This window comes from Phytopseudomonas daroniae, from assembly GCF_004327285.1.
Classification (GTDB): domain Bacteria; phylum Pseudomonadota; class Gammaproteobacteria; order Pseudomonadales; family Pseudomonadaceae; genus Aquipseudomonas; species Aquipseudomonas daroniae.
Map to the genome: position 1 here is coordinate 170,014 of NZ_QJUI01000003.1, position 21,344 is coordinate 191,357.

At 61.7% G+C, this 21,344-nt stretch carries 19 protein-coding genes and 1 other RNA gene; 16 read left to right on the plus strand and 4 right to left on the minus strand.

The window, feature by feature from the left end:
• Positions 1-100: 100 nt before the first annotated feature.
• From rimP to pnp, 7 genes are all read left to right on the plus strand, one after another.
• A complete protein-coding gene (gene rimP, locus DNK06_RS04380; protein WP_131178963.1) occupies positions 101-559 on the plus strand; it encodes a ribosome maturation factor RimP in 459 nt (152 codons plus the stop codon).
• A gap of 66 nt (positions 560-625) precedes the next feature.
• Complete coding sequence (nusA, locus tag DNK06_RS04385; RefSeq protein ID WP_131178817.1) at positions 626-2,107, plus strand: transcription termination factor NusA; 1,482 nt, start codon at positions 626-628, stop codon at positions 2,105-2,107.
• A gap of 26 nt (positions 2,108-2,133) precedes the next feature.
• Positions 2,134-4,629 (plus strand): translation initiation factor IF-2, encoded by a 2,496-nt coding sequence (infB, locus tag DNK06_RS04390; protein WP_131178818.1) that lies wholly within the window; start codon positions 2,134-2,136, stop codon positions 4,627-4,629.
• Positions 4,630-4,738: 109 nt separating this feature from the next.
• Entirely contained in the window at positions 4,739-5,146 is a 408-nt protein-coding gene (gene rbfA, locus DNK06_RS04395) for a 30S ribosome-binding factor RbfA (RefSeq protein ID WP_131178819.1), read from the plus strand.
• 4 nt (positions 5,147-5,150) lie between these two features.
• The gene (truB, locus tag DNK06_RS04400) at positions 5,151-6,068 is read left to right on the plus strand and encodes a tRNA pseudouridine(55) synthase TruB (protein WP_131178820.1); all 918 of its coding nucleotides are present in this window, start codon (positions 5,151-5,153) and stop codon (positions 6,066-6,068) included.
• Between the two features lie 140 nt (positions 6,069-6,208).
• Positions 6,209-6,478 (plus strand): 30S ribosomal protein S15, encoded by a 270-nt coding sequence (gene rpsO / locus DNK06_RS04405; RefSeq protein WP_042554902.1) that lies wholly within the window; start codon positions 6,209-6,211, stop codon positions 6,476-6,478.
• 206 nt (positions 6,479-6,684) lie between these two features.
• Positions 6,685-8,790 (plus strand): polyribonucleotide nucleotidyltransferase, encoded by a 2,106-nt coding sequence (gene pnp, locus DNK06_RS04410; protein ID WP_131178821.1) that lies wholly within the window; start codon positions 6,685-6,687, stop codon positions 8,788-8,790.
• 77 nt (positions 8,791-8,867) lie between these two features.
• Here pnp and DNK06_RS04415 read toward each other — a convergent pair whose 3' ends face one another.
• The 4 genes from DNK06_RS04415 to DNK06_RS04430 all read right to left on the minus strand — a co-directional run bounded on the left by DNK06_RS04415 (position 8,868) and on the right by DNK06_RS04430 (position 12,237).
• A complete protein-coding gene (locus tag DNK06_RS04415; RefSeq protein WP_131178822.1) occupies positions 8,868-9,401 on the minus strand; it encodes a BON domain-containing protein in 534 nt (177 codons plus the stop codon).
• Positions 9,398-9,991, minus strand: a complete 594-nt coding sequence (locus DNK06_RS04420) for a phosphoheptose isomerase (protein WP_042554905.1) — start codon at positions 9,989-9,991, stop codon at positions 9,398-9,400. The genes DNK06_RS04415 and DNK06_RS04420 overlap by 4 nt, the downstream gene beginning before the upstream one ends.
• 102 nt (positions 9,992-10,093) lie before the next feature.
• Complete coding sequence (locus tag DNK06_RS04425; protein WP_131178823.1) at positions 10,094-10,459, minus strand: YraN family protein; 366 nt, start codon at positions 10,457-10,459, stop codon at positions 10,094-10,096.
• Positions 10,456-12,237 carry a penicillin-binding protein activator gene (locus DNK06_RS04430; RefSeq protein WP_131178824.1) on the minus strand — a complete coding sequence of 594 codons (1,782 nt, stop codon included), beginning with the start codon at positions 12,235-12,237 and terminating at the stop codon, positions 10,456-10,458. Before DNK06_RS04430 ends, DNK06_RS04425 begins: the two co-directional genes overlap by 4 nt.
• A gap of 184 nt (positions 12,238-12,421) precedes the next feature.
• On the opposite strand from DNK06_RS04430, the gene rsmI reads away from it, so the two are divergent.
• The 9 genes from rsmI to mraY all read left to right on the plus strand — a co-directional run bounded on the left by rsmI (position 12,422) and on the right by mraY (position 21,339).
• The gene (gene rsmI / locus DNK06_RS04435) at positions 12,422-13,294 is read left to right on the plus strand and encodes a 16S rRNA (cytidine(1402)-2'-O)-methyltransferase (RefSeq protein WP_131178825.1); all 873 of its coding nucleotides are present in this window, start codon (positions 12,422-12,424) and stop codon (positions 13,292-13,294) included.
• Positions 13,295-13,335: 41 nt separating this feature from the next.
• An RNA gene (gene rnpB, locus DNK06_RS04440) (RNase P RNA component class A) lies at positions 13,336-13,693 on the plus strand.
• A gap of 302 nt (positions 13,694-13,995) precedes the next feature.
• Positions 13,996-14,451: a division/cell wall cluster transcriptional repressor MraZ gene (gene mraZ, locus DNK06_RS04445; protein ID WP_013792660.1), complete on the plus strand. Its 456-nt coding sequence runs from the start codon at positions 13,996-13,998 to the stop codon at positions 14,449-14,451.
• 2 nt (positions 14,452-14,453) lie between these two features.
• Positions 14,454-15,395 carry a 16S rRNA (cytosine(1402)-N(4))-methyltransferase RsmH gene (rsmH, locus tag DNK06_RS04450; protein WP_131178826.1) on the plus strand — a complete coding sequence of 314 codons (942 nt, stop codon included), beginning with the start codon at positions 14,454-14,456 and terminating at the stop codon, positions 15,393-15,395.
• Positions 15,392-15,685, plus strand: a complete 294-nt coding sequence (ftsL, locus tag DNK06_RS04455) for a cell division protein FtsL (protein ID WP_131178827.1) — start codon at positions 15,392-15,394, stop codon at positions 15,683-15,685. The genes rsmH and ftsL overlap by 4 nt, the downstream gene beginning before the upstream one ends.
• Positions 15,682-17,421, plus strand: a complete 1,740-nt coding sequence (locus DNK06_RS04460) for a peptidoglycan D,D-transpeptidase FtsI family protein (protein WP_131178828.1) — start codon at positions 15,682-15,684, stop codon at positions 17,419-17,421. The genes ftsL and DNK06_RS04460 overlap by 4 nt, the downstream gene beginning before the upstream one ends.
• Positions 17,421-18,884: a UDP-N-acetylmuramoyl-L-alanyl-D-glutamate--2,6-diaminopimelate ligase gene (locus tag DNK06_RS04465; RefSeq protein WP_131178829.1), complete on the plus strand. Its 1,464-nt coding sequence runs from the start codon at positions 17,421-17,423 to the stop codon at positions 18,882-18,884. Before DNK06_RS04460 ends, DNK06_RS04465 begins: the two co-directional genes overlap by 1 nt.
• Positions 18,877-20,256, plus strand: coding sequence for a UDP-N-acetylmuramoyl-tripeptide--D-alanyl-D-alanine ligase (locus DNK06_RS04470; RefSeq protein ID WP_131178830.1), 1,380 nt, complete (start codon positions 18,877-18,879; stop codon positions 20,254-20,256). The genes DNK06_RS04465 and DNK06_RS04470 overlap by 8 nt, the downstream gene beginning before the upstream one ends.
• A complete protein-coding gene (gene mraY, locus DNK06_RS04475) occupies positions 20,257-21,339 on the plus strand; it encodes a phospho-N-acetylmuramoyl-pentapeptide-transferase (RefSeq protein ID WP_131178831.1) in 1,083 nt (360 codons plus the stop codon).
• Positions 21,340-21,344: the final 5 nt, after the last annotated feature.

The following is a 21,344-nucleotide window of genomic DNA, read 5'->3' on the forward strand; positions in this document are numbered from 1 at the left end:
CTTTTTGCTAGCTGGTGGACAGATTTGCCGTCGCACGGACGGTTTTATGGATGGGCGTTTCGCCCATTTTTCATTTGCACAGCATGCGCGAGGGGTTCGGGTGTCGAGCAAGCTAGAACAGTTGCAGGCCTTGGTGGCCCCGGTAGTCGAGGCGCTTGGCTACGAGTGCTGGGGTATCGAGTTCCTGTCTCAGGGGCGGCATTCGCTGCTACGTATCTACATCGATCATGCCGATGGCGTTCTCATCGACGATTGCGAGAAGGTCAGTCGGCAGATCAGCGGTGTTCTCGATGTCGAGGATCCAATTGCGGCGGAGTACACCCTCGAGGTGTCCTCGCCGGGCATGGATCGACCGCTGTTCACGTTGGCGCAGTTCGCCAGTCACGCCGGCGAGCAGGTAAAAATCAAGTTGCGCTCGCCGTTCGAAGGGCGCCGCAACTTTCAGGGTCTGCTCCGCGGTGTGGAGGAGGAAGACGTGGTGGTGCAGGTGGATGACCACGAGTTCCTTTTGCCGATCGATCTGATCGACAAGGCCAACATTATCCCCCGGTTTGATTGAGACACGGATCCCGCGGGATTCGCGGAATGCGTGGATCCCAATGGATTGCGAAAGGCGAGGCGTACGATGAGCAAAGAAGTACTGCTGGTTGTTGAGTCGGTATCCAATGAAAAGGGTGTGCCGGCCGCTGTGATTTTCGAGGCGCTCGAGTTGGCCCTGGCCACGGCGACCAAGAAACGTTTTGAAGACGAAGTCGAGCTGCGCGTGGCGATCAATCGCCAGAGCGGTAGCTATGAGACCTTCCGTTGCTGGACTGTGGTCGATGAAGAGCACTTCGAAGATCCGGCACATCAGGTGACCACCGACATGCCGCGTGCTGTCGAGGCGAATGCCAAGGTCGGTGATGTACTCGAAGAAAAAATCGATTCCATCGAGTTTGGCCGCATTGCTGCCCAGACCGCCAAGCAGGTCATCGTGCAGAAAGTGCGCGAGGCCGAGCGTGCTCAGGTCGTCGAAGCCTATCGCGAGCGCCTTGGCGAGATCATCGCCGGCACCGTGAAGAAGGTGACCCGTGACAATGTCATCGTCGATCTGGGTGCCAACGCTGAAGCGTTGCTGGCTCGCGAAGACATCATTCCGCGTGAAACCTTCCGGGTTGGCGTGCGCTTGCGTGCGCTGCTCAAGGAAATCCGCACCGAGAACCGCGGCCCTCAGCTGATCCTGTCGCGTACCGCGCCGGAAATGCTGATCGAGCTGTTCCGCATCGAAGTGCCGGAAATCGCCGAAGGCCTCATCGAGGTCAAGGCCGCTTCTCGTGATCCGGGCTCGCGGGCCAAGATTGCAGTGCGTTCCAAGGACAAGCGTATTGACCCGCAGGGCGCCTGCATCGGTATGCGCGGTTCGCGCGTGCAAGCGGTTTCCGGTGAGCTGGTCGGTGAGCGTGTGGACATCGTGCTGTGGGACGACAACCCGGCGCAGTTCGTCATCAACGCCATGTCGCCGGCTGAAGTCGCGGCGATCATCGTTGACGAAGACGCTCATGCCATGGACATCGCCGTTGGCGAGGACAACCTGGCTCAAGCGATTGGCCGTGGTGGCCAGAACGTTCGCCTGGCCAGCCAACTGACCGGCTGGACGCTGAACGTGATGACCGAAGCGGACATCCAAGCCAAGCAGCAGGCAGAGACCGGCGACATCCTGCAGGGCTTCATCGACGAGCTGGAAGTCGACGAAGAACTGGCCCAGGTGCTGGTCGAAGAGGGCTTCACCAGCCTGGAAGAAATCGCTTACGTGCCGATGGAAGAGATGCTCAGCATCGATGGTTTCGACGAAGAAATCGTCAACGAACTGCGCTCGCGAGCGAAGGATCGTTTGCTGACCAAAGCCATCGCCACAGAAGAAAAGCTGGCAGACGCCCAGCCGGCCGAAGACCTCCTCGAACTCGAGGGTATGGACAAAGGCCTGGCGCAGGAACTGGCAGTGCGCGGTGTGGTTACCCGCGAAGACCTGGCCGAGCAGTCTATTGACGACCTGCTCGACATCGACGGCATCGACGAAGAGCGTGCCGGCAAGCTGATCATGGCCGCCCGAGCCCACTGGTTCGAGTAAGTTTTACGGCCTGAGGAGAGAAGTGCATGACGCAAGTCACGGTGAAAGAACTGGCCCAAGTGGTCGACACACCGGTAGAGCGCCTGCTGCAGCAGATGCGAGAGGCGGGTTTGCCGCACAGCAGTGCCGAGCAAGTTGTCACCGATAACGAGAAGCAGGCCCTGCTTGCTCATCTGAAGAGCAGCCACGGCGAGAAGAAAGCCGACGCGCCGCGCAAGATTACCTTGCAGCGCAAGACCACCAGCACCCTGCGGGTCGCTGGCAGCAAGACCATCAGCGTTGAAGTGCGCAAGAAGAAGACCTTCGTCGAGCGCAGCAACGAAGAAATCGAAGCCGAGAAGCAGCGTGCGCTCGAAGAGCAGCGCGCCGCCGCGGAAGCCGTTCGCCTGAAGGCCGAGGAAGAAGCCAAGCGCAAGGCCGAAGAAGAGGCCAAGCGTCAGACTTCTTCGCCAGCCGCCGAGCAGGCTCCTGTGGTCGAAGCCGCTGCACCGGCACCGACTATTGCCCCTGTCGCAGCTCCTGCTGTCGATGAGCGCAAGAAGGACGAGCCGCGTCGCCCGGACAAGGCCCGTAACGACGACGCCGATCGCCGTGGTGGTGATCGCAAGACCACTCAGCACCGCCCGACTGTCAAAGAGAAGGCGCCTGCTCCGCGCGTGGCCCCGCGTACCACAGACGAAGAAAGCGATAGCTTCCGTCGTGGTGGTCGTGGCAAGGGCAAATTGAAGAAACGCAACGTCCACGGTTTCCAGAGCCCGACTGGCCCTATCGTGCGCGAAGTGAAGATCGGCGAGACCATCACCGTGGGCGATCTCGCCCAGCAGATGTCGGTCAAGGCTGCTGAAATCATCAAGTTCATGTTCAAGCTGGGCACGCCGGCGACCATCAATCAGGTATTGGATCAGGAAACTGCCCAACTGGTTGCTGAAGAGCTGGGCCACAAAGTGACCCTGGTCAGTGATACGGCACTGGAAGATTCTCTTGCCGAATCCCTGAAGTTCGAAGGCGAGACGTTCTCCCGTGCGCCAGTGGTGACCGTCATGGGTCACGTCGACCATGGTAAGACATCGCTGCTCGACTATATCCGTCGTGCCAAGGTGGCTTCCGGTGAAGCGGGTGGTATCACCCAGCACATCGGTGCCTACCACGTGGAAACCGAGCGCGGCATGGTCACCTTCCTCGATACCCCGGGTCACGCCGCGTTCACCGCGATGCGCGCCCGTGGTGCCAAGGCTACCGACATCGTGATTCTGGTGGTTGCGGCGGACGACGGCGTGATGCCGCAGACCATCGAAGCTGTCCAGCATGCCGTCGCTGCTGGCGTGCCGCTGGTGGTTGCCGTAAACAAGATCGACAAGCCAGGTGCTGACCTCGATCGCATCCGTAGCGAACTGTCGGTGCACGGCGTGACGTCGGAAGAGTGGGGCGGTGACACGCCGTTCGTGCCTGTCTCGGCCAAGGTCGGTACCGGTGTGGACGAACTGCTCGAAGCCGTTCTGCTGCAAGCCGAAGTTCTGGAACTCAAGGCAACCCCGTCGGCCCCTGGCCGTGGTGTGGTGGTCGAGTCCCGTCTGGACAAGGGGCGTGGTCCGGTTGCTACCGTACTGGTTCAGGACGGTACGTTGCGTCAGGGCGACATGGTGCTGGTCGGTTCGAACTACGGCCGCATTCGCGCCATGCTCGACGAGAACGGCAAGTCGATCAAGGAAGCAGGCCCGGCCATTCCGGTCGAGATCCTCGGTCTTGATGGTACGCCGGAAGCCGGTGATGACATGACTGTCGTCGCCGACGAGAAGAAGGCGCGTGAAGTTGCACTGTTCCGTCAGGGCAAGTTCCGCGAAGTGAAACTGGCGCGTGCTCATGCAGGTAAGCTGGAGAACATCTTCGAGAACATGGGGCAGGAAGAGAAGAAGACGCTCAACATCGTCCTCAAATCCGACGTCCGTGGTTCTCTGGAGGCTCTGCAGGGCTCGCTCAGCAGTCTGGGTAACGATGAAGTGCAAGTGCGCGTCGTCGGTGGCGGGGTGGGTGGTATCACCGAATCCGATGCCAACCTGGCACTGGCTTCCAACGCTGTACTGTTCGGCTTCAACGTGCGTGCCGATGCGGGCGCTCGCAAGATCGTCGAGCAGGAAGGTCTGGACATGCGTTACTACAACGTCATCTACGACATCATCGAGGACGTCAAGAAGGCGCTCACCGGTATGCTCGGCAGCGACGTTCGCGAGAACATCCTCGGCATCGCCGAAGTACGTGACGTGTTCCGTTCGCCGAAGTTTGGCGCGGTCGCCGGTTGCATGGTGGTCGAAGGTACCGTGCACCGTAACCGTCCGATCCGCGTGCTGCGCGACGACGTGGTGATCTTCGAAGGCGAGCTGGAGTCGCTGCGTCGCTTCAAGGACGACATGGCCGAAGTGCGTAACGGCATGGAGTGCGGTATCGGCGTGAAGAGCTACAACGACGTCAAGGTCGGCGACAAGATCGAAGTGTTCGAGAAAGTCCAGGTGGCTCGCAGCCTGTAATCGCGAGTCGCAACACGCAGCGCCCGGCCCCGCATTCGCGCGGCCGGGCGTTTGCCGCTTTTGAGTCCGATGCTTTTTCAGGCATCGCGACGAGTGGAAGGTAGCAGAGATGGCAAAAGACTATAGCCGTGCCCAGCGTATCGGCGACCAGATTCAACGCGAATTGGCGCAGCTGATTCGCACCGAAGTCAAAGACCCGCGCCTGGGTGGCCTGGTGACCGTCACGGCGGTCGATGTCAGCCGCGACGCCAGCCATGCCAAGGTGTTCGTCACCATCATGGGCGCCGAGCCGGAAGAGGGCGTCGACCCTGTCGTGCAAGGCCTCAGGGTGCTCAATGACGCCAGCGGCTTCCTGCGCATGCAGTTGGGCAAGGCGATGAAGCTGCGCAGCGTGCCGAACCTGCGTTTTCACTATGATGAGAGCGTGATTCGCGGTGCTCAGCTGTCGGCGCTCATCGAGCGTGCGGTGAGCGAGGACAGCAAGCACGGCGACACCGATACCGAAGCCAAGGAGTAAGTACGTGGCTCAGGTAAAGCGTATTCGTCGCAAGGTCGACGGCATCATCCTGCTCGACAAGCCCAAGGGCTTCAGCTCCAACGCTGCGCTGCAGAAGGTGCGCTGGCTGCTCAATGCCGAGAAAGCCGGGCACACCGGCAGCCTCGACCCGTTGGCCACTGGCGTATTGCCGTTGTGCTTCGGTGAGGCGACCAAGTTTTCCCAGTACCTGCTCGATGCCGACAAGGGCTACGAAACGGTCATGCAGCTTGGTGTCACCACCACCACGGCCGATGCCGAGGGTGAGGTGCTCGAGCGTCGTGAGGTGAAGGTTGCGGCTGCCGATATCGAAGCGCTGTTACCGCGTTTTCGCGGTGACATCAGCCAGATCCCGCCGATGTACTCGGCACTCAAGCGCGACGGCCAGCCGCTGTACAAGCTGGCCCGGGCAGGAGAAGTAGTGGAGCGCGAGGCGCGTTCTGTTACTATTGCGCGTCTGGAGTTGCTCGACTGCAGCGCCGACAAGGCGAGCCTGGCAGTCGATTGCAGCAAAGGCACCTATATTCGTACCCTGGTCGAGGATATCGGCCAGTTGCTGGGTTGCGGTGCTCACGTCGCCGAGCTGCGTCGAGTCAAGGCCGGGCCGTTCGGGCTGGTACAGACGGTCAGCCTCGAAGAGCTCGAGCGCGTGCACGCCGAAGGCGGCAACGAGGCGGTAGATCGTTTTCTGCAGCCCGTGGACAGTGGTCTGGAACATTGGCCGCTGCTGAGCTTCTCGGAGCACAGCTCGTTCTATTGGCTGCAAGGGCAGCCCGTCCGTGCGTCGGATGCGCCGAAGTTCGGCATGGTGCGGGTGCAAGATCACAATGGTCGCTTCATCGGTATCGGTGAAGTGAGCGAAGACGGGCGCATTGCGCCGCGTCGACTGATTCGGTCTGCATGACCGTGGCGAGCCGCTCCGGCGGCTCGTATCGAGGGTGGCTGTCAATAGGCACGGTCATTCCTCCTTTTAAAACACGGGAAGCGATTCCCGGCCTATTGAGACCGTCGTTCGCGACGATCTCCAGATGAGAGGATGCCCACATGGCACTCAGCGTTGAAGAAAAAGCTCAGATCGTTAACGACTACAAGCAAGCCGAAGGCGATACCGGTAGCCCGGAAGTCCAGGTTGCTCTGCTGTCCGCCAACATCAACAAGCTGCAAGGCCACTTCAAGGCCAACGGCAAAGACCACCACTCGCGTCGTGGCCTGATCCGCATGGTCAACCAGCGTCGTAAGCTGCTGGATTACCTGAAGGGTAAAGACACCAGCCGTTACAGCGCCCTGATCGGTCGCCTGGGTCTGCGTCGCTAAGCAATGCTTATGCGCCGTTGACCGCAAAAGCTGGAAGTGAGCTCGCCTCGCTTCCAGCTTTTGCGTTTATGCTTCACCCGTTTTGATGCTTGAACCGTTGGATGCTTCACCCATTTTGGACAGCGCCGGGCCGATCCCCGAAGCCACTGCCCACGAATTCGCAAGAAACCGTTTCCCCCAAAGGCAACAGAGAGAAGGAAAACACCGTGAACCCGGTAATCAAGAAATTTCAGTTCGGTCAGTCGACCGTCACCCTCGAGACTGGCCGTATCGCCCGTCAAGCCTCCGGCGCAGTGCTGGTCACCGTCGACAACGATGTCAGCGTGCTGGTCGCTGTCACCGGTGCCAAGAGCGCCGATCCGAGCAAGGGCTTCTTCCCCCTGTCGGTGCACTACCAGGAAAAGACCTACGCAGCGGGCAAGATCCCTGGCGGTTTCTTCAAGCGTGAAGCGCGCCCAAGCGAGAAAGAGACCCTGACTTCGCGTTTGATCGATCGTCCGATCCGTCCGCTGTTCCCGGAAGGCTTCCAGAACGAAGTGCAGGTCATCTGCACCGTGGTTTCCACCAGCAAGAAAACCGATCCGGACATCGCTGCGATGATCGGTACCTCGGCTGCCCTGGCGATCTCCGGCATTCCGTTCAACGGCCCGATCGGTGCCGCCCGTGTGGCCTTCCACCCGGAAACCGGCTATCTGCTGAACCCGAACTACGAGCAACTCAAGGCCTCCAGCCTGGACATGGTCGTAGCCGGTACCAAGGACGCCGTGCTGATGGTCGAATCGGAAGCCAAAGAGCTGACCGAAGACCAGATGCTGGGCGCCGTGCTGTTCGCCCATGACGAATTCCAGGCTGTTATCCAGGCCGTTACCGAGCTGGCTGCCGAAGCCGCCAAGCCGACCTGGGACTGGCAGCCGAAAGCGGAAAACACTGCACTGCTGTCTGCCATTCGCAGCGAATTCGGTGAGGCTATTTCCCAGGCTTACACCATCATCATCAAGCAGGATCGCTACGCGCGCCTGGGTGAGCTGCGTGAGCAGATCGTCGCCAAGTTTTCCGGCGAAGAAGGTCAGCCTTCCGCTGCTGAAGTCAAAGACGCCTTCGGCGAAATCGAATACCGCACCGTGCGCGAGAACATCGTCAACGGCAAGCCGCGTATCGATGGCCGTGACACCCGTACCGTGCGTGGCCTGAACATCGAAGTCGGTGTACTGGACAAGACTCACGGTTCGGCACTGTTCACCCGTGGCGAAACCCAGGCGCTGGTCGTTGCCACCCTCGGTACTGCCCGTGACGCGCAACTGCTGGACACCCTCGAAGGCGAGCGTAAAGACCCCTTCATGCTGCACTACAACTTCCCGCCGTACTCGGTGGGCGAGTGTGGTCGCATGGGCGCCACTGGCCGTCGCGAAATCGGTCACGGTCGTCTGGCTCGTCGTTCGGTGCAGGCCATGCTGCCGGCCGCTGACGTGTTCCCGTACACCATCCGCGTGGTTTCGGAAATCACCGAGTCCAACGGTTCCAGTTCCATGGCTTCCGTTTGCGGTGCTTCCCTGGCACTGATGGACGCTGGTGTACCGATGAAGGCGCCGGTAGCCGGTATCGCCATGGGCCTGGTCAAGGAAGGCGAGAAATTCGCCGTTCTGACCGATATCCTCGGTGACGAAGATCACCTGGGCGACATGGACTTCAAAGTAGCCGGTACCGCCAATGGCGTCACCGCGCTGCAGATGGACATCAAGATCCAGGGCATCACCGAAGAAATCATGGAAATCGCTCTGGGCCAGGCCCTGGAAGCGCGCCTGAATATCCTCGGCCAGATGAATCAGGTCATTGCTCAATCCCGTAGCGAGCTGTCGGCCAACGCACCGACCATGATCGCCATGAAGATCGACCAGGACAAGATTCGTGACGTCATCGGTAAAGGCGGCGCCACCATCCGTGCCATTTGCGAAGAGACCAAGGCTTCGATCGATATCGAAGACGACGGCTCGATCAAGATCTTCGGCGAGACCAAGGATGCTGCAGAAGCTGCGCGTCAGCGCGTGCTGAGCATCACCGCGGAAGCCGAGATCGGCAAGATCTACGTCGGCAAGGTCGAACGCATCGTAGACTTCGGTGCCTTCGTCAACATCCTGCCGGGCAAGGACGGTCTGGTGCACATCTCCATGCTCAGCGATGCGCGCGTCGAGAAGGTCACCGACATCCTCAAGGAAGGTCAGGAAGTCGAAGTGCTGGTACTGGACGTCGACAACCGCGGTCGCATCAAACTGTCGATCAAGGACGTTGCAGCTGCCAAGGCTTCGGGTGTCTGATCCGGGCTAACGCCGCTGCTACAAAAAAGCCAGTCAGGGTGACCTGACTGGCTTTTTTTATGGACGTGGCGTTGTTGTCAGTCGGTGTACTGGAACAGCTTGATGATCTTTTGTACGCCGGAGACGCTCTGCACCACGTTGCTGGCGGCATTGGCTTCCTGGCGGCTGACCACGCCGAGCAAGTAGACGATACCGTTTTCGGTGACTACCTTGATGCGGCTACCCGGCACGCCGCTGTCGGCGAGCATCTGGGTCTTGATCTTGGTGGTCAGCAGTGAATCGTTGCTGCGGGCCAGCAGCGAGTTGGGCTGCTGAACCTGCAGTTCGTTGTGCACTTTGCGCACGCCCTGCACCTTGCGGGCCGTCTGTTCGGCGATACCTTTGAGATCTTCGCGCGGGGTCTGGCCGGCGAGCAGGATCACGCCGTTGTAGCTGGTTACCACGATACGCGAGGTGGGGCTGGCCAGGTCTGTATGAGCCCGGCTGATGGCGTTGGCGACATCAGGGCCGACGAATTGGTCGTCGATCTTGTTGCCGATGCTGCGGCTGCCGCAACCGCCAAGGATCAGGCTCATTGCCAATACGGCGAAGATCAGTGGTGAACGGGTCATTCTTCACTCCCAAACAGTTGACTGTCGATAAGGTCGCACAAGCAGTGGATGGCCAGCAAATGGACTTCCTGAATGCGCGCCGTGACCTTCGACGGCACGCGGATTTCCACATCTTCGGGTAGCAGCAGCGAAGCCATGCCGCCGCCGTCACGGCCGGTCAGGGCGACTACGGTCATTTCCCGGTCATGGGCGGCCTGAATGGCCTGGATCACGTTGGCCGAGTTGCCGCTGGTGGAAATGGCCAGCAACACGTCGCCCGGTTGGCCCAGGGCACGAATCTGTTTGGAGAATATTTCGTTGTAGCTGTAATCGTTGGCGATCGAGGTGATCGTCGAGCTGTCGGTGGTCAGCGCGATGGCCGGAAGGCTCGGGCGCTCGCGCTCGAAACGGTTGAGCAGTTCCGAGGAAAAGTGCTGCGCGTCGCCAGCGGAGCCGCCGTTGCCGCAGGAGAGGATCTTGCCTTCGCTGAGCAGGGCCTGAACCATCACCTGGCTTGCATGCTCGATGAACGGGGGTAGTACTTCCATCGCGTGGTGCTTGGCTTCGATGCTGGCTTGAAACAGCTGGCGAATACGGGCTTGCATATCCATGTGGATGTTTGACCTTGACTGTAACGGTACGCCGAGCCGGATGGGGCGCAGCGCTGTCGTTGAAAATGGCGGTGATGCAGGGATGTTGCAGGAAGCCGAGGGTCAGCTGTCGAAGGCGTTCCTGATCCACTCCAGTGACGCGGATTTGCCATGGCCTATGGCTATGACATCGAAACGACAGGGATGTTTGGCCCAGCGCTTCTCTTGCTGCAGAAACTGCATCGCGGTGGCAATCAGCTTGTCTCGCTTGCGCTTGTCGACGCTCTCGATCGCGCCGCCCCAGGCACTGTGCTTGCGGTAGCGCACTTCGGCGAATACTACTGTATCGCCATCGAGCATGACCAGATCGAGTTCGCCGCGCTGGCCGCGCCAGTTCTGGGCGATAGGCTGCAAACCATGGGTTTCGAGATGCTCGCGGGCAAGGGCCTCAGCCTCTCGCCCACTGGCATGTCGCGGGTCGTCGCTCAACGCAGGGTATCGGGCAGGCGCTGGATCTGCCCGCCACGAAATTCTGCCCAGGGCAGCTGGCGTTCGACACGCTGTGCGGCGTTCAGGCTGAGGCTGCCGGAAAGGCCGTCGATGCGGCTATCCGGCAGCGCCTTGAGTTGACCCAGGCGCGGGGCCAGACGGAAGGCATCGACGCCCATGGCGTACAGGCGGCCCAGGCTGCCGCCAGCCTGTGGCCACTGCGTGTTGACCTGCTGGCGCAGCGGGTCGTTGGCGTCCAGTAGCCAAGGCGTTTCGCAGAAGCGAATGCCATCGAGATCACGATACTGGGCGGCACTCATGCTGCCGCTGAACAGGTGCGATGTGGCATAGACCGGTACTTCGCCAGCGTACTGATAGGCCAGCGTCGGTTTGATCTGCTGGGCCTGCTGCGGCGTGGCAGCGAGGAAGATGAAGTCGACATCCTGGCGGCGAGTCGGTGCAGCGCCGGAAGCCGAGCTGGTATTGCCGCTGAGCTGGAACAGGTTGGCGATCTGTCGAGCCATGTCTACTGGCTGGTCGATATGTTCGGCGCCCAGGAAGGTACCGCCAGCGGCCAGCCAGCTCTGGCGGAAAGCGTCCAGTACACGGTCACCCCAGTCACCTTTCGGCACCAGTGCGACGGCGCTACGCATGCCGTCGGCCCAGGCGCGACGGGCGACTTCGCGGGCTTCGTCTTCGGCGGCCAGGCCGAACTGGAACAGCTGATCCGGGGTTTCCGCAGCGGACTCACTGTAGTTGAGGGCCAGTGTGGTGATCGGCAGCTGTTCGCGGTTGCCCAGTTGGGTGGCCAGGTTCTTCTCCAGCGGGCCGACGACCAGTTGCACGCCGTCAGCCTGAGCCTGACGGTAGAAGTCATTCAGGGAGGTGAGGCGGGCGCTGTCGTAAAGCAGAATTTGCGGCGGCTTCTCGCCGTCCTGTTGCGCCTGGTAATGAGCGGCGAGGAAGCCATCACGCAGCGCACGGGCCACCGCAGCCAGCTGACCTTCCTGGGGCAGCAGCAGGGCGATTTTTTCCAGTGGCTGGCTCGACAGAGCCTGCAGATCGGCCAGGGCTTTCGGCAGTTGCTGTGCGGCAGGGTGGTTCGGGTGTTGGGCCAGCCAGTTATCGATGGCGTCCTGCTGTTGTTGCAGGGTGCCAACGGTTTTGGCGACCTGTGCCAGAGACAGCCAGCCGGCCAGGTCGGCATCGTCGGTGCTGGGGATCGGCTCGGCAGGCAGGCTGGAAACCAGGCTCCAGATCTTGTCCTGATTGTGCTGCTCTTCGTCGCCGCTCAGCAGGGGGGCGATGAATACACGTTCGCGGGCTGCAGCCAGGGTCTGGCCGTCTTCCTCCAGGGCATTGGCGCGCGCGAGCTGCGTGCGCGTCTGCTGTTCGATAGGCAGTTCACCAAGGCGCTCGAGGCTGGGGTGGGCGAGGGCGCTCAGGGCTGCATTGGCATCATTGCGAGCCAGCGCGAGCTCGGCCTGGAGGGTGCTGGCGTAGATCTGTTGTGCCGGCTTGAGCGTCGCCAGGTCGACTTGCTCGAGAATGCTGCCGGCACGTGCGACATCGCCCTGCTTGTAGGCCAGGTCGGCAGCGGAAAGGCGCAGCAACTGGGCGTTCTCGCTCTGACTGGTGCCGGCCTGCTGGAGCATCTGCTCGAGGCTGGCTTGAGGTGTGCGGGGCAGTTCGCCGAGGTTGGAGGTGGGCGAGCTGCTGCAGGCAACGAGCAGGCCGGCTAGGCAGAGTGCAGAGAGCGGACGCAGGCAGGCGATCATGTAAGCGATTCCGGTTCTTGAGCAAATGAACGCGCAATTGTACCCAAGGCACGGCGTCGGCGCGATGTTGAAGGTGTTAACCGGTGCGCAGACAGTGGGTATCGTCTGCTGGGAGCCTGTGCTGGAGCCTCTCGGGTTCCGCACGCGTTACAATGGCGGCTTTCCGATTACATGAGGCGCCGCCGTGACTGCTAGTGAAGCTCCCCGTTCCGCCACGGGCACCTTGTTCGTGGTGGCGACGCCTATCGGCAATCTCGATGACCTCAGTGCGCGTGCGCTGAAGGTGCTGAGCAGTGTTGCGCTGATCGCCGCCGAAGATACTCGGCACTCGGCGCGGCTGATGCAGCATTTCGGTATCGGTACGCAGTTGGCGGCCTGCCATGAACACAACGAGCGTGACGAGGGCAGTCGCTTTCTCGAGCGTTTGCGCGCAGGAGAGGATGTCGCGCTGATTTCCGATGCTGGCACGCCGCTGATCTCCGATCCTGGCTATCACCTGGTGCGTCAGGCGCGTGCTGCGGGTGTCCGGGTGGTTCCGGTGCCGGGCGCCTGCGCGCTGATCGCGGCGTTGTCCGCGGCCGGGCTGCCGTCCGATCGCTTCGTCTTCGAGGGTTTCCTGCCCGCCAAGAGCGTTGGCCGGCGTACGCGCCTGGAGTCGGTGCGTGAAGAGCCGCGTACGCTGATCTTTTACGAGGCGCCGCATCGCATTCTCGAATGCCTGCAGGATATGCGCGACGTGTTCGGTGGCGATCGCCAGGCCTTGTTGGCGCGTGAACTCACCAAGACCTTCGAGACCCTGCAGGGGTTGCCGCTCGATCAGTTGTGCGAGTGGGTGGCTGCGGATGCCAATCAGCAGCGTGGCGAGTGCGTGGTGCTGGTAGCGGGCTGGCAGGCACCTGAAAACGAAGCGGCAGTGAGCGTCGATGCTCTGCGCGTGCTCGATCTGCTGCTCGCCGAGTTGCCACTCAAGCGCGCGGCTGCCCTGGCTGCGCAGATTACCGGTGTGCGCAAGAACCTGCTCTATCAGGCTGCGTTGGAGCGCCAGCAGGACGTTTGAACTTGTTCTCACTGTGCCCCAGCGGTTACCCTTGTCGGCGGAGAGTCGATCGGACAGTCGCTGCCGTGCTTCGTTCGCGAAGTGTGGGGGAGGAAAGTCCGGGCTCCATAGGGCGGAGTGCCAGGTAATGCCTGGGGGGCGTGAGCCTACGGAAAGTGCCACAGAAAATAACCGCCTAAGCGCTTCGGCGCCGGTAAGGGTGAAAAGGTGCGGTAAGAGCGCACCGCACGGCTGGTAACAGTCCGTGGCTAGGCAAACCCCACTCGGAGCAAGACCAAATAGGGTTCCATTGGCGTGGCCCGCGCTGGAACCGGGTAGGTTGCTAAAGACGTACAGTGATGTCCGTCGTAGAGGAATGACTGTCCTCGACAGAACCCGGCTTATAGATCGACTCTCCACCTCCTTTCGCGTTTCTGCTTTACGTTCTTCTTTCTAAGACCGAAAAAATCTTACTCTTCACAAATTACTTTAAGTTTGTGGGGCAGTTGCTTGTATGTGCTTGTTTTTACCCCGCATGTTGCTCTGTAGCCCTTCTCCGTCCCTCTCTTTTATTCGCTAAATCTCCGATCTATAAGGACTTTTCCCTCGCGGCGCGCCTTGACGGTGGGGTGTGCGCGTTCCTATAGTGTCTCTCGGTGGTGAAAAGTGGCGTGAAGTGGGTTTTTTTGGATGCAGATGGTTAATTAAGGGGAAGCGCAGCGATGTTTCGCGGGGCTAATGCCATAAGTCTTGACGCCAAGGGGCGGCTCGCGATGCCTAGCAGGTATCGGGACGAGCTCGTTTCGCGTTCGGCTGGCCAGCTCATCGTCACCATCGATGCCATCGATCCCTGCCTTTGTGTCTATCCGCTGCCGGAGTGGGAAATCATCGAAAACAAGCTGCGTGAGCTGGCGTCCTTCCGTGAGGAAAACCGTCGCCTGCAGCGTTTGCTGATTGGTAATGCCGTCGATCTCGAACTGGACGGCAGTGGTCGTTTCCTGGTTCCGCCGCGTTTGCGCGAATACGCCAAGCTGGATAAGCGCGCGATGTTGGTGGGGCAGCTAAACAAATTTCAACTGTGGGATGAGGATTCCTGGAATGCCGTGGCTGACGCCGATCTGGCCGCCATCAAGCAACCGGGTGCTCTTTCCGATGACCTGCGTGACCTGATTCTGTGAATATGACCAGTACCTTCCGCCATATTACCGTGCTGCTCGAGGAGGCTGTCGAGGGCCTCTCGCTGCGCGCGGATGGCTGTTATGTGGATGGTACTTTCGGACGGGGGGGGCACAGCCGGCTGATCCTTGAGCGGATCGGGCCGGACGGTCGCTTGCTGGGATTCGACAAGGATCCCCTCGCAATCGCGACTGGAAATACGCTGGCGGCCGAAGACGGCCGCTTTGTCGTTGTGCAGCGTAGTTTTGCGGAACTTGCCGATGAGCTTGCTGTCCGCGATCTCGCGGGCCAGGTCGGTGGCGTGCTGCTGGATCTGGGGGTGTCGTCTCCCCAGCTTGACGACGCCGAGCGCGGCTTCAGTTTTCTCAACGACGGCCCGCTGGACATGCGCATGGATCCGGCGCGTGGCGTCAGTGCTGCGCAGTTCATCGCCACTGCCGCCGAAGAGGAAATCGCCCGGGTATTCAAGGAATACGGCGAAGAGCGCTTTGCCAAGCGCATGGCTCGCGCCGTGGTGGCCCGCCGCGCCGAGCAGCCGTTCGAGCGTACCGCCGATCTGGCTCAAGTGCTGACCGTCGCCAACCCCGCCTGGGAGAAGGGCAAGAATCCGGCAACCCGTGCTTTTCAGGGGCTGCGCATCCACGTCAACAATGAATTGGGTGATCTGGAACGTGGTCTCGACGCCGCGCTGGAAAACCTGGAGGTCGGTGGCCGCCTGGTGGTGATCAGCTTCCACTCCCTGGAAGATCGCATCGTCAAGCTGTTCATGCGCAAGCACGCCAAGGGCGAGATGGACAAGCTGCCGCGCGACCTGCCCATCATCCCCAAGGCTTTCGAGCCGCGCCTGAAACTGATCGGCAAGCCGCAGTTCGCTTCGGAAGCCGAGCTGAAGGCCAATCCACGTTCGCGCAGTGCGGTCATGCGTATTGCGGAGAAGCTGCGATGAGCGGCGTGCTCGCCAAGCGTTTCCCCAAGGGCAGCCTGCTGATGCTGGTGCTGTTCATCGCTGTGCTCGGTTCGGCGCTGGCGGTGTCTTACAGCGCGCACTGGAATCGCCAATTGCTCAACAGTCTGTACGCCGAGCTCAGCGTGCGCGACAAAACGCAGGCCGAGTGGGGGCGACTGATCCTCGAGCAAAGTACCTGGACGGCTCACAACCGTATCGAGGCCTTGGCCAGCGAACAGCTGAAAATGCGTATTCCCGACGCCGCCGAAGTGCGCATGGTGGCGCCATGATGAGGCTGGAAGGGGCTCTCTACCCATGGCGCTTCCGCCTGGTCATGCTGCTGCTGGCGTTGATGGTCGCGGCGATTGCTGCGCGCATCGTCGAGCTGCACGTGTTCGACCATGACTTCCTCAAGGCCCATGGCGATGCGCGCAGCGTTCGGCACATTCCGATCCCCGCACACCGTGGCCTGATCACCGACCGCAATGGCGAGCCGCTGGCCGTCAGTACACCGGTTACCACGCTGTGGGCCAACGGCAAGGAACTGCAGGCTGGCAAGGCTCAGTGGCCGGTTCTCGCTGCTGCGCTCGGCCAGGAGCCGAACGCCTTCGCGACTCGCCTGCAGGCCAATGCCGAGCGCGAGTTCATGTACCTAGTTCGCGGCCTGACCCCGGAGCAGGGCCAGCGTGTGCTCGATCTCAAGGTGCCGGGCGTTTATCCGATCGAAGAATTCCGCCGCTTCTACCCGGCCGGTGAAGTGACTGCGCACATGGTCGGCTTCACCGATATCGACGACCGCGGTCGCGAAGGTGTCGAGCTGGCGTTCGAGGATTGGCTGGCCGGGGTTCCCGGCAAGCGCCAGGTGCTCAAGGATCGCCGTGGTCGTCTGATCCGTGATGTGCAGGTTACCCAGAACGCCAAGGCCGGCAGAGCCCTGGCGCTGTCCATCGACCTGCGTCTGCAATACCTGGCTCACCGCGAGCTGCGCAACGCGCTGACCGAATTCGGTGCCAAGGCCGGCAGCCTGGTGATGGTCGACGTGAAAACCGGCGAGATACTCGCCATGGTCAACCAGCCGACCTACAACCCGAACAACCGCCGCAACCTGCAGCCGGCTGCGATGCGTAACCGGGCGATGATCGACGTGTTCGAGCCGGGTTCGACCATGAAGCCATTCTCCATGAGCGCAGCGTTGGAGACCGGGCGCTGGAAGCCTACCGACAAGGTCGACGTGCAGGGTGGCACGCTGCAGATCGGGCGTTACACCATCAAGGACGTATCCCGTGCGCCGGACGGTGTACTCGACCTGACCGGCATTCTGATCAAGTCCAGTAACGTCGGCATGAGCAAGGTCGCCTTCGATATTGGCGGCGCAGCCATTTATGACATCATGCAGCAGGTCGGCCTCGGCCAGGATACCGGTCTGAGTTTCCCGGGCGAGCGCGTCGGCAACCTGCCCAACCACCGCGAGTGGCGCAAAGCCGAGACCGCGACGCTCTCCTATGGCTACGGCCTGTCGGTAACCGCTGTTCAGCTGGCCCATGCCTATGCCGTGCTCGGCAATGGCGGGCGCAGTGTACCGATGTCCTTGACCCGCACCGATCGTGTGCGCGACAGCGTTCAGGTGATTCCGGAAGACGTTGCCCGCACCGTGCAAGGCATGCTGCAGCAAGTGATCGAAGCGCCAGGCGGCGTATTCCGCGCCCAGGTGCCGGGCTACCACGTAGCCGGCAAGAGCGGCACGGCACGTAAGACCGCTGCCGGCACCAAGGGCTATCAGGCCAATGCCTACCGTTCGCTGTTCGCCGGTTTCGCCCCGGCAAGCAACCCGCGCATCGCCATCGCCGTGGTCATCGACGAGCCGAGCAAGAGTGGCTACTACGGCGGCCTGGTTTCGGCGCCGGTGTTCAGTCGCGTCATGGCCGGCGGCCTGCGCCTGATGAACATCACCCCGGACAATCTGCCTGAGACTGCAGCGGCGAAAGCCGAAGCTCCGACGGCTGCCAACAATGGAGGGCGCGGCTGATGCCCATGCCATTGAACCAGTTGCTGCCCCAAGCGCAGAGCGGTGTATTGATTCGCGAACTGACCCTGGATAGCCGTCAGGTGCGTCCGGGCGATTTGTTCCTGGCGGTGCCGGGCACTCGTCAGGATGGCCGCGTGCATATCGCTGACGCGATTTCCCGCGGCGCTGCCGCTGTTGCCTACGAGATCGACGGGTCCCTGCCGATGACCGCCGAAAGTGCCGAGCTGGTCGCCATCAAGGGGCTGGCAGGGCAACTGTCGGCGATTGCCGGGCGTTTCTACGGCGAGCCGAGCCGCGGCTTGCACATGGTTGGTATCACCGGTACCAACGGCAAGACCAGTGTCAGCCAGTTGCTGGCTCAGGCGCTGGATCTGCTCGGCGAGCCTTGCGGTATCGTCGGTACCCTGGGCAATGGTTTCTATGGTTCCCTGGCTCAAGGCCTGCATACCACGCCCGATCCCATCGGCGTGCAGGCGACCCTGGCTGGGCTGAAGAAGAATGGCGCGCGTGCGATCGCCATGGAAGTGTCGTCCCACGGCCTGCATCAGGGCCGCGTGGCCGCACTGGATTTCGACGTGGCGGTGTTCACCAACCTGTCGCGCGACCACCTCGACTATCACGGCTCCATGGAGGCCTATAAGGCTGCCAAGGCGGCCCTGTTCGCCTGGCCGAGCCTGCGCAGCCGGGTGATCAACCTGGACGACGCGGTGGGTCGCAAGCTGGCCGAGGAAGAGCGCGAGTCGCGGCTGATCGGTTACAGCCTGGAAAACGATAGCGCCTACCTGTTCTGCCGTGACATCCGCTTCGATGATCAAGGCGTGCGCGCCACGTTGGTCACGCCGCGCGGCGAAGACAGCCTGCGCAGCTCGCTGCTGGGGCGCTTCAACCTCAGCAACCTGCTCGCGGTAGTGGGCGCGCTGGTGGCCATGGATTACCCGCTCGACGAAATTCTCAAGGCCTTGCCGCGTTTGCAGGGCCCGGTCGGGCGCATGCAGCGTCTGGGTGGCCGGCAGGCACCGCTGGTGGTGGTCGATTACGCCCACACCCCGGATGCCCTGGAAAAAGTGCTCGGCGCTCTGCGCCCGCATGTTACGGGTCGCCTGCTGTGCCTGTTCGGTTGCGGTGGTGATCGTGATCGTGGCAAGCGTCCGTTGATGGCCGAAGTCGTCGAGCGCCTGGCCGATGCCACGCTGGTTACCGACGACAATCCACGTAGCGAGTCACCCGAGCAGATTTTCGAAGATATCCGCGGCGGTTTCCGTGCGGCGGATCAGGTGCGTTTCGTTCATGGCCGTGGCCGCGCGATCGCTCAACTGATCGGTGAAGCCGAGGTTGGCGACGTGGTGGTGCTGGCTGGCAAGGGCCACGAGGACTACCAGGAAATCGACGGCGTGCGCCAGCCGTTCTCCGATCTGCAGGAAGCCGCTCGCGCCTTGGCGGCATGGGAGGCGGCACATGCTTAAGGCACTGCGTTTGAGCGAAGTGGCCGGGCCGCTGAATGGCCGCCTGGTCGGTGAGGATCGTACCTTCGATGCCGTCAGTACCGATAGCCGCAGCATCACGCCCGGGCAACTGTTCATCGCCCTGAGCGGCCCACGCTTCGACGGTCATGACTATCTGGCCCAGGTCGCTGCCAAGGGTGCGGTGGCAGCACTGGTCGAGCGTGAAGTAGCGGATGCCGGCCTGCCGCAACTGGTGGTCGCCGATACGACGTTGGCCCTCGGGCAGTTGGCAGCACTGAATCGCCAGGCCTACGGTGGCCCTCTGGCGGCCGTTACCGGTTCCAGTGGCAAGACCACGGTCAAGGAAATGCTCGCCAGTATCTTGCGCGCCGCGTTCATGGAGCTCGGCGGTACCGTGCTGGCAACCCGCGGCAACCTTAATAACCAGCTCGGTGTGCCACTGACCCTGCTGGAGCTGGCGCCCGAGCACAAAGGCGCGGTGATCGAACTCGGTGCTTCGGGCATTGGTGAGATCGCTTACACGGTCGGCCTGACGCAGCCGCAGGTGGCGATCATCACCAACGCCGGCAACGCTCATGTGGGTGAGTTCGGCGGCCCTGAGAATATCGTGTTGGCCAAAGGCGAAATTCTCGAAGGGCTGAGCGAAAGCGGTGTTGCCGTGCTCAATCTCGATGATGTGGCCTTCGAACGCTGGGTCAAGCGTGCCGCTGGCCGACGGGTACTGAGTTTCGCCCTGCGTGATACGTCCGCTGATTTCCATGCCAACGAATTGAGCCGCGATCCGCGCGGTTGCCCGGCCTTCACCCTGTATTGCCACGAGGGTCAGGCCCGCGTGCAACTGAACCTGCTGGGTGAGCACAACGTCGCCAATGCCTTGGCCGCGGCCGCGGCCGCCCATGCCTTGTCGGTGCCGCTGGTGGCCATCAAGGAGGGCCTCGAGAGCCTGCTGCCGGTCAAGGGGCGTGCCGTTGCGCAACTGGCGCAGAACGGCGCACGGGTGATCGACGATACCTACAACGCCAACCCGGCTTCGATCTGCGCTGCCATCGACATTCTCGCCGGCTTCTCCGGTCGCAAGGTGCTGGTGTTGGGCGATATCGGTGAGCTGGGTGCGTGGTCGGAGCAGGGCCACCGCGAAGTCGGCGAGTACGCGCTCGGCAAGGCGGACGTTCTGTACGCGGTCGGGCCACAGATGAAACATGCCGTACAGGCTTTCGGTTCCGAAGGCCGGCACTTCGCCGACCAGGCTGCGCTGATCGATGCGGTACGCGCCGAGCCCGGCGACAGCACCATTCTAATTAAAGGTTCACGCAGCGCCACGATGGAAAACGTCGTCGCCGCGCTGTGTGGCAATAGTGGGGAGAGTCACTAAATGCTGCTGCTGCTGGCAGAGTATCTGCAACAGTTCCACAAGGGCTTCGCGGTCTTTCAGTACCTGACGCTGCGCGGGATTCTCGGCGTGCTGACGGCGCTGGCGCTGGCGCTGTTCCTCGGCCCCTGGATGATCCGTACTCTGCAGATTCGGCAGATCGGCCAGGCCGTGCGCAACGACGGCCCGCAGTCGCACCTGTCGAAAAAGGGCACGCCGACCATGGGCGGAGCGCTGATCCTCTCGGCGATCGCTGTCAGTACCCTGCTGTGGGCCGACCTGAGCAACCGCTACGTGTGGGTGGTGCTGATCGTCACCCTGCTGTTCGGCGCCATCGGCTGGGTCGACGATTACCGCAAGGTGATCGAAAAGAACTCGCGCGGTTTGCCGAGCCGCTGGAAATATTTCTGGCAGTCGGTGTTCGGCCTGGGCGCAGCGGCCTTCCTTTATATGACTGCGCAGACGCCGGTGGAAACCACCCTGATCGTGCCGTTGCTCAAGGATGTCAGCATCCCGTTGGGTATCGGCTTCGTGGTACTGACCTATTTCGTCATCGTCGGCTCCAGCAACGCGGTGAACCTGACCGATGGTCTCGACGGCCTGGCCATTCTGCCAACAGTGATGGTGGGCGGTGCCCTGGGCATCTTCTGCTACCTGTCGGGCAACGTGAATTTTTCCGAATACCTGCTGATTCCCTATGTCCCGGGCGCCGGTGAATTGATTGTGTTCTGCGGTGCGCTGATCGGTGCGGGCCTGGGCTTCCTGTGGTTCAACACCTATCCGGCTCAGGTCTTCATGGGTGATGTCGGCGCACTGGCACTGGGTGCTGCGCTGGGCACCATCGCGGTGATCGTGCGTCAGGAAATCGTGCTGTTCATCATGGGCGGCGTGTTCGTCATGGAAACCCTGTCGGTGATCATCCAGGTCGCCAGCTTCAAGCTGACCGGCAAGCGCGTGTTCCGCATGGCACCGATTCACCACCATTTCGAATTGAAGGGCTGGCCCGAACCACGGGTCATTGTTCGCTTCTGGATCATCACCGTGATTCTGGTGTTGATCGGTCTTGCCACCTTGAAACTGCGTTGAGGAAC

What these genes read in the sequence shown, in the direction of transcription:
- DNK06_RS04470 (WP_131178830.1), top strand. Translation starts at nt 18,877, where the DNA reads ATGCTTAAGGCACTGCGTTTGAGCGAAGTGGCCGGGCCGCTGAATGGC.
- rbfA (WP_131178819.1), top strand. Translation starts at nt 4,739, where the DNA reads ATGGCAAAAGACTATAGCCGTGCCCAGCGTATCGGCGACCAGATTCAA.
- rpsO (WP_042554902.1), top strand. Translation starts at nt 6,209, where the DNA reads ATGGCACTCAGCGTTGAAGAAAAAGCTCAGATCGTTAACGACTACAAG.
- nusA (WP_131178817.1), top strand. Translation starts at nt 626, where the DNA reads ATGAGCAAAGAAGTACTGCTGGTTGTTGAGTCGGTATCCAATGAAAAG.
- rsmH (WP_131178826.1), top strand. Translation starts at nt 14,454, where the DNA reads ATGACCAGTACCTTCCGCCATATTACCGTGCTGCTCGAGGAGGCTGTC.
- DNK06_RS04465 (WP_131178829.1), top strand. Translation starts at nt 17,421, where the DNA reads ATGCCCATGCCATTGAACCAGTTGCTGCCCCAAGCGCAGAGCGGTGTA.
- mraY (WP_131178831.1), top strand. Translation starts at nt 20,257, where the DNA reads ATGCTGCTGCTGCTGGCAGAGTATCTGCAACAGTTCCACAAGGGCTTC.
- ftsL (WP_131178827.1), top strand. Translation starts at nt 15,392, where the DNA reads ATGAGCGGCGTGCTCGCCAAGCGTTTCCCCAAGGGCAGCCTGCTGATG.
- DNK06_RS04415 (WP_131178822.1), bottom strand. Translation starts at nt 9,401, where the DNA reads ATGACCCGTTCACCACTGATCTTCGCCGTATTGGCAATGAGCCTGATC.
- DNK06_RS04460 (WP_131178828.1), top strand. Translation starts at nt 15,682, where the DNA reads ATGATGAGGCTGGAAGGGGCTCTCTACCCATGGCGCTTCCGCCTGGTC.
- infB (WP_131178818.1), top strand. Translation starts at nt 2,134, where the DNA reads ATGACGCAAGTCACGGTGAAAGAACTGGCCCAAGTGGTCGACACACCG.
- mraZ (WP_013792660.1), top strand. Translation starts at nt 13,996, where the DNA reads ATGTTTCGCGGGGCTAATGCCATAAGTCTTGACGCCAAGGGGCGGCTC.
- DNK06_RS04420 (WP_042554905.1), bottom strand. Translation starts at nt 9,991, where the DNA reads ATGGATATGCAAGCCCGTATTCGCCAGCTGTTTCAAGCCAGCATCGAA.
- DNK06_RS04430 (WP_131178824.1), bottom strand. Translation starts at nt 12,237, where the DNA reads ATGATCGCCTGCCTGCGTCCGCTCTCTGCACTCTGCCTAGCCGGCCTG.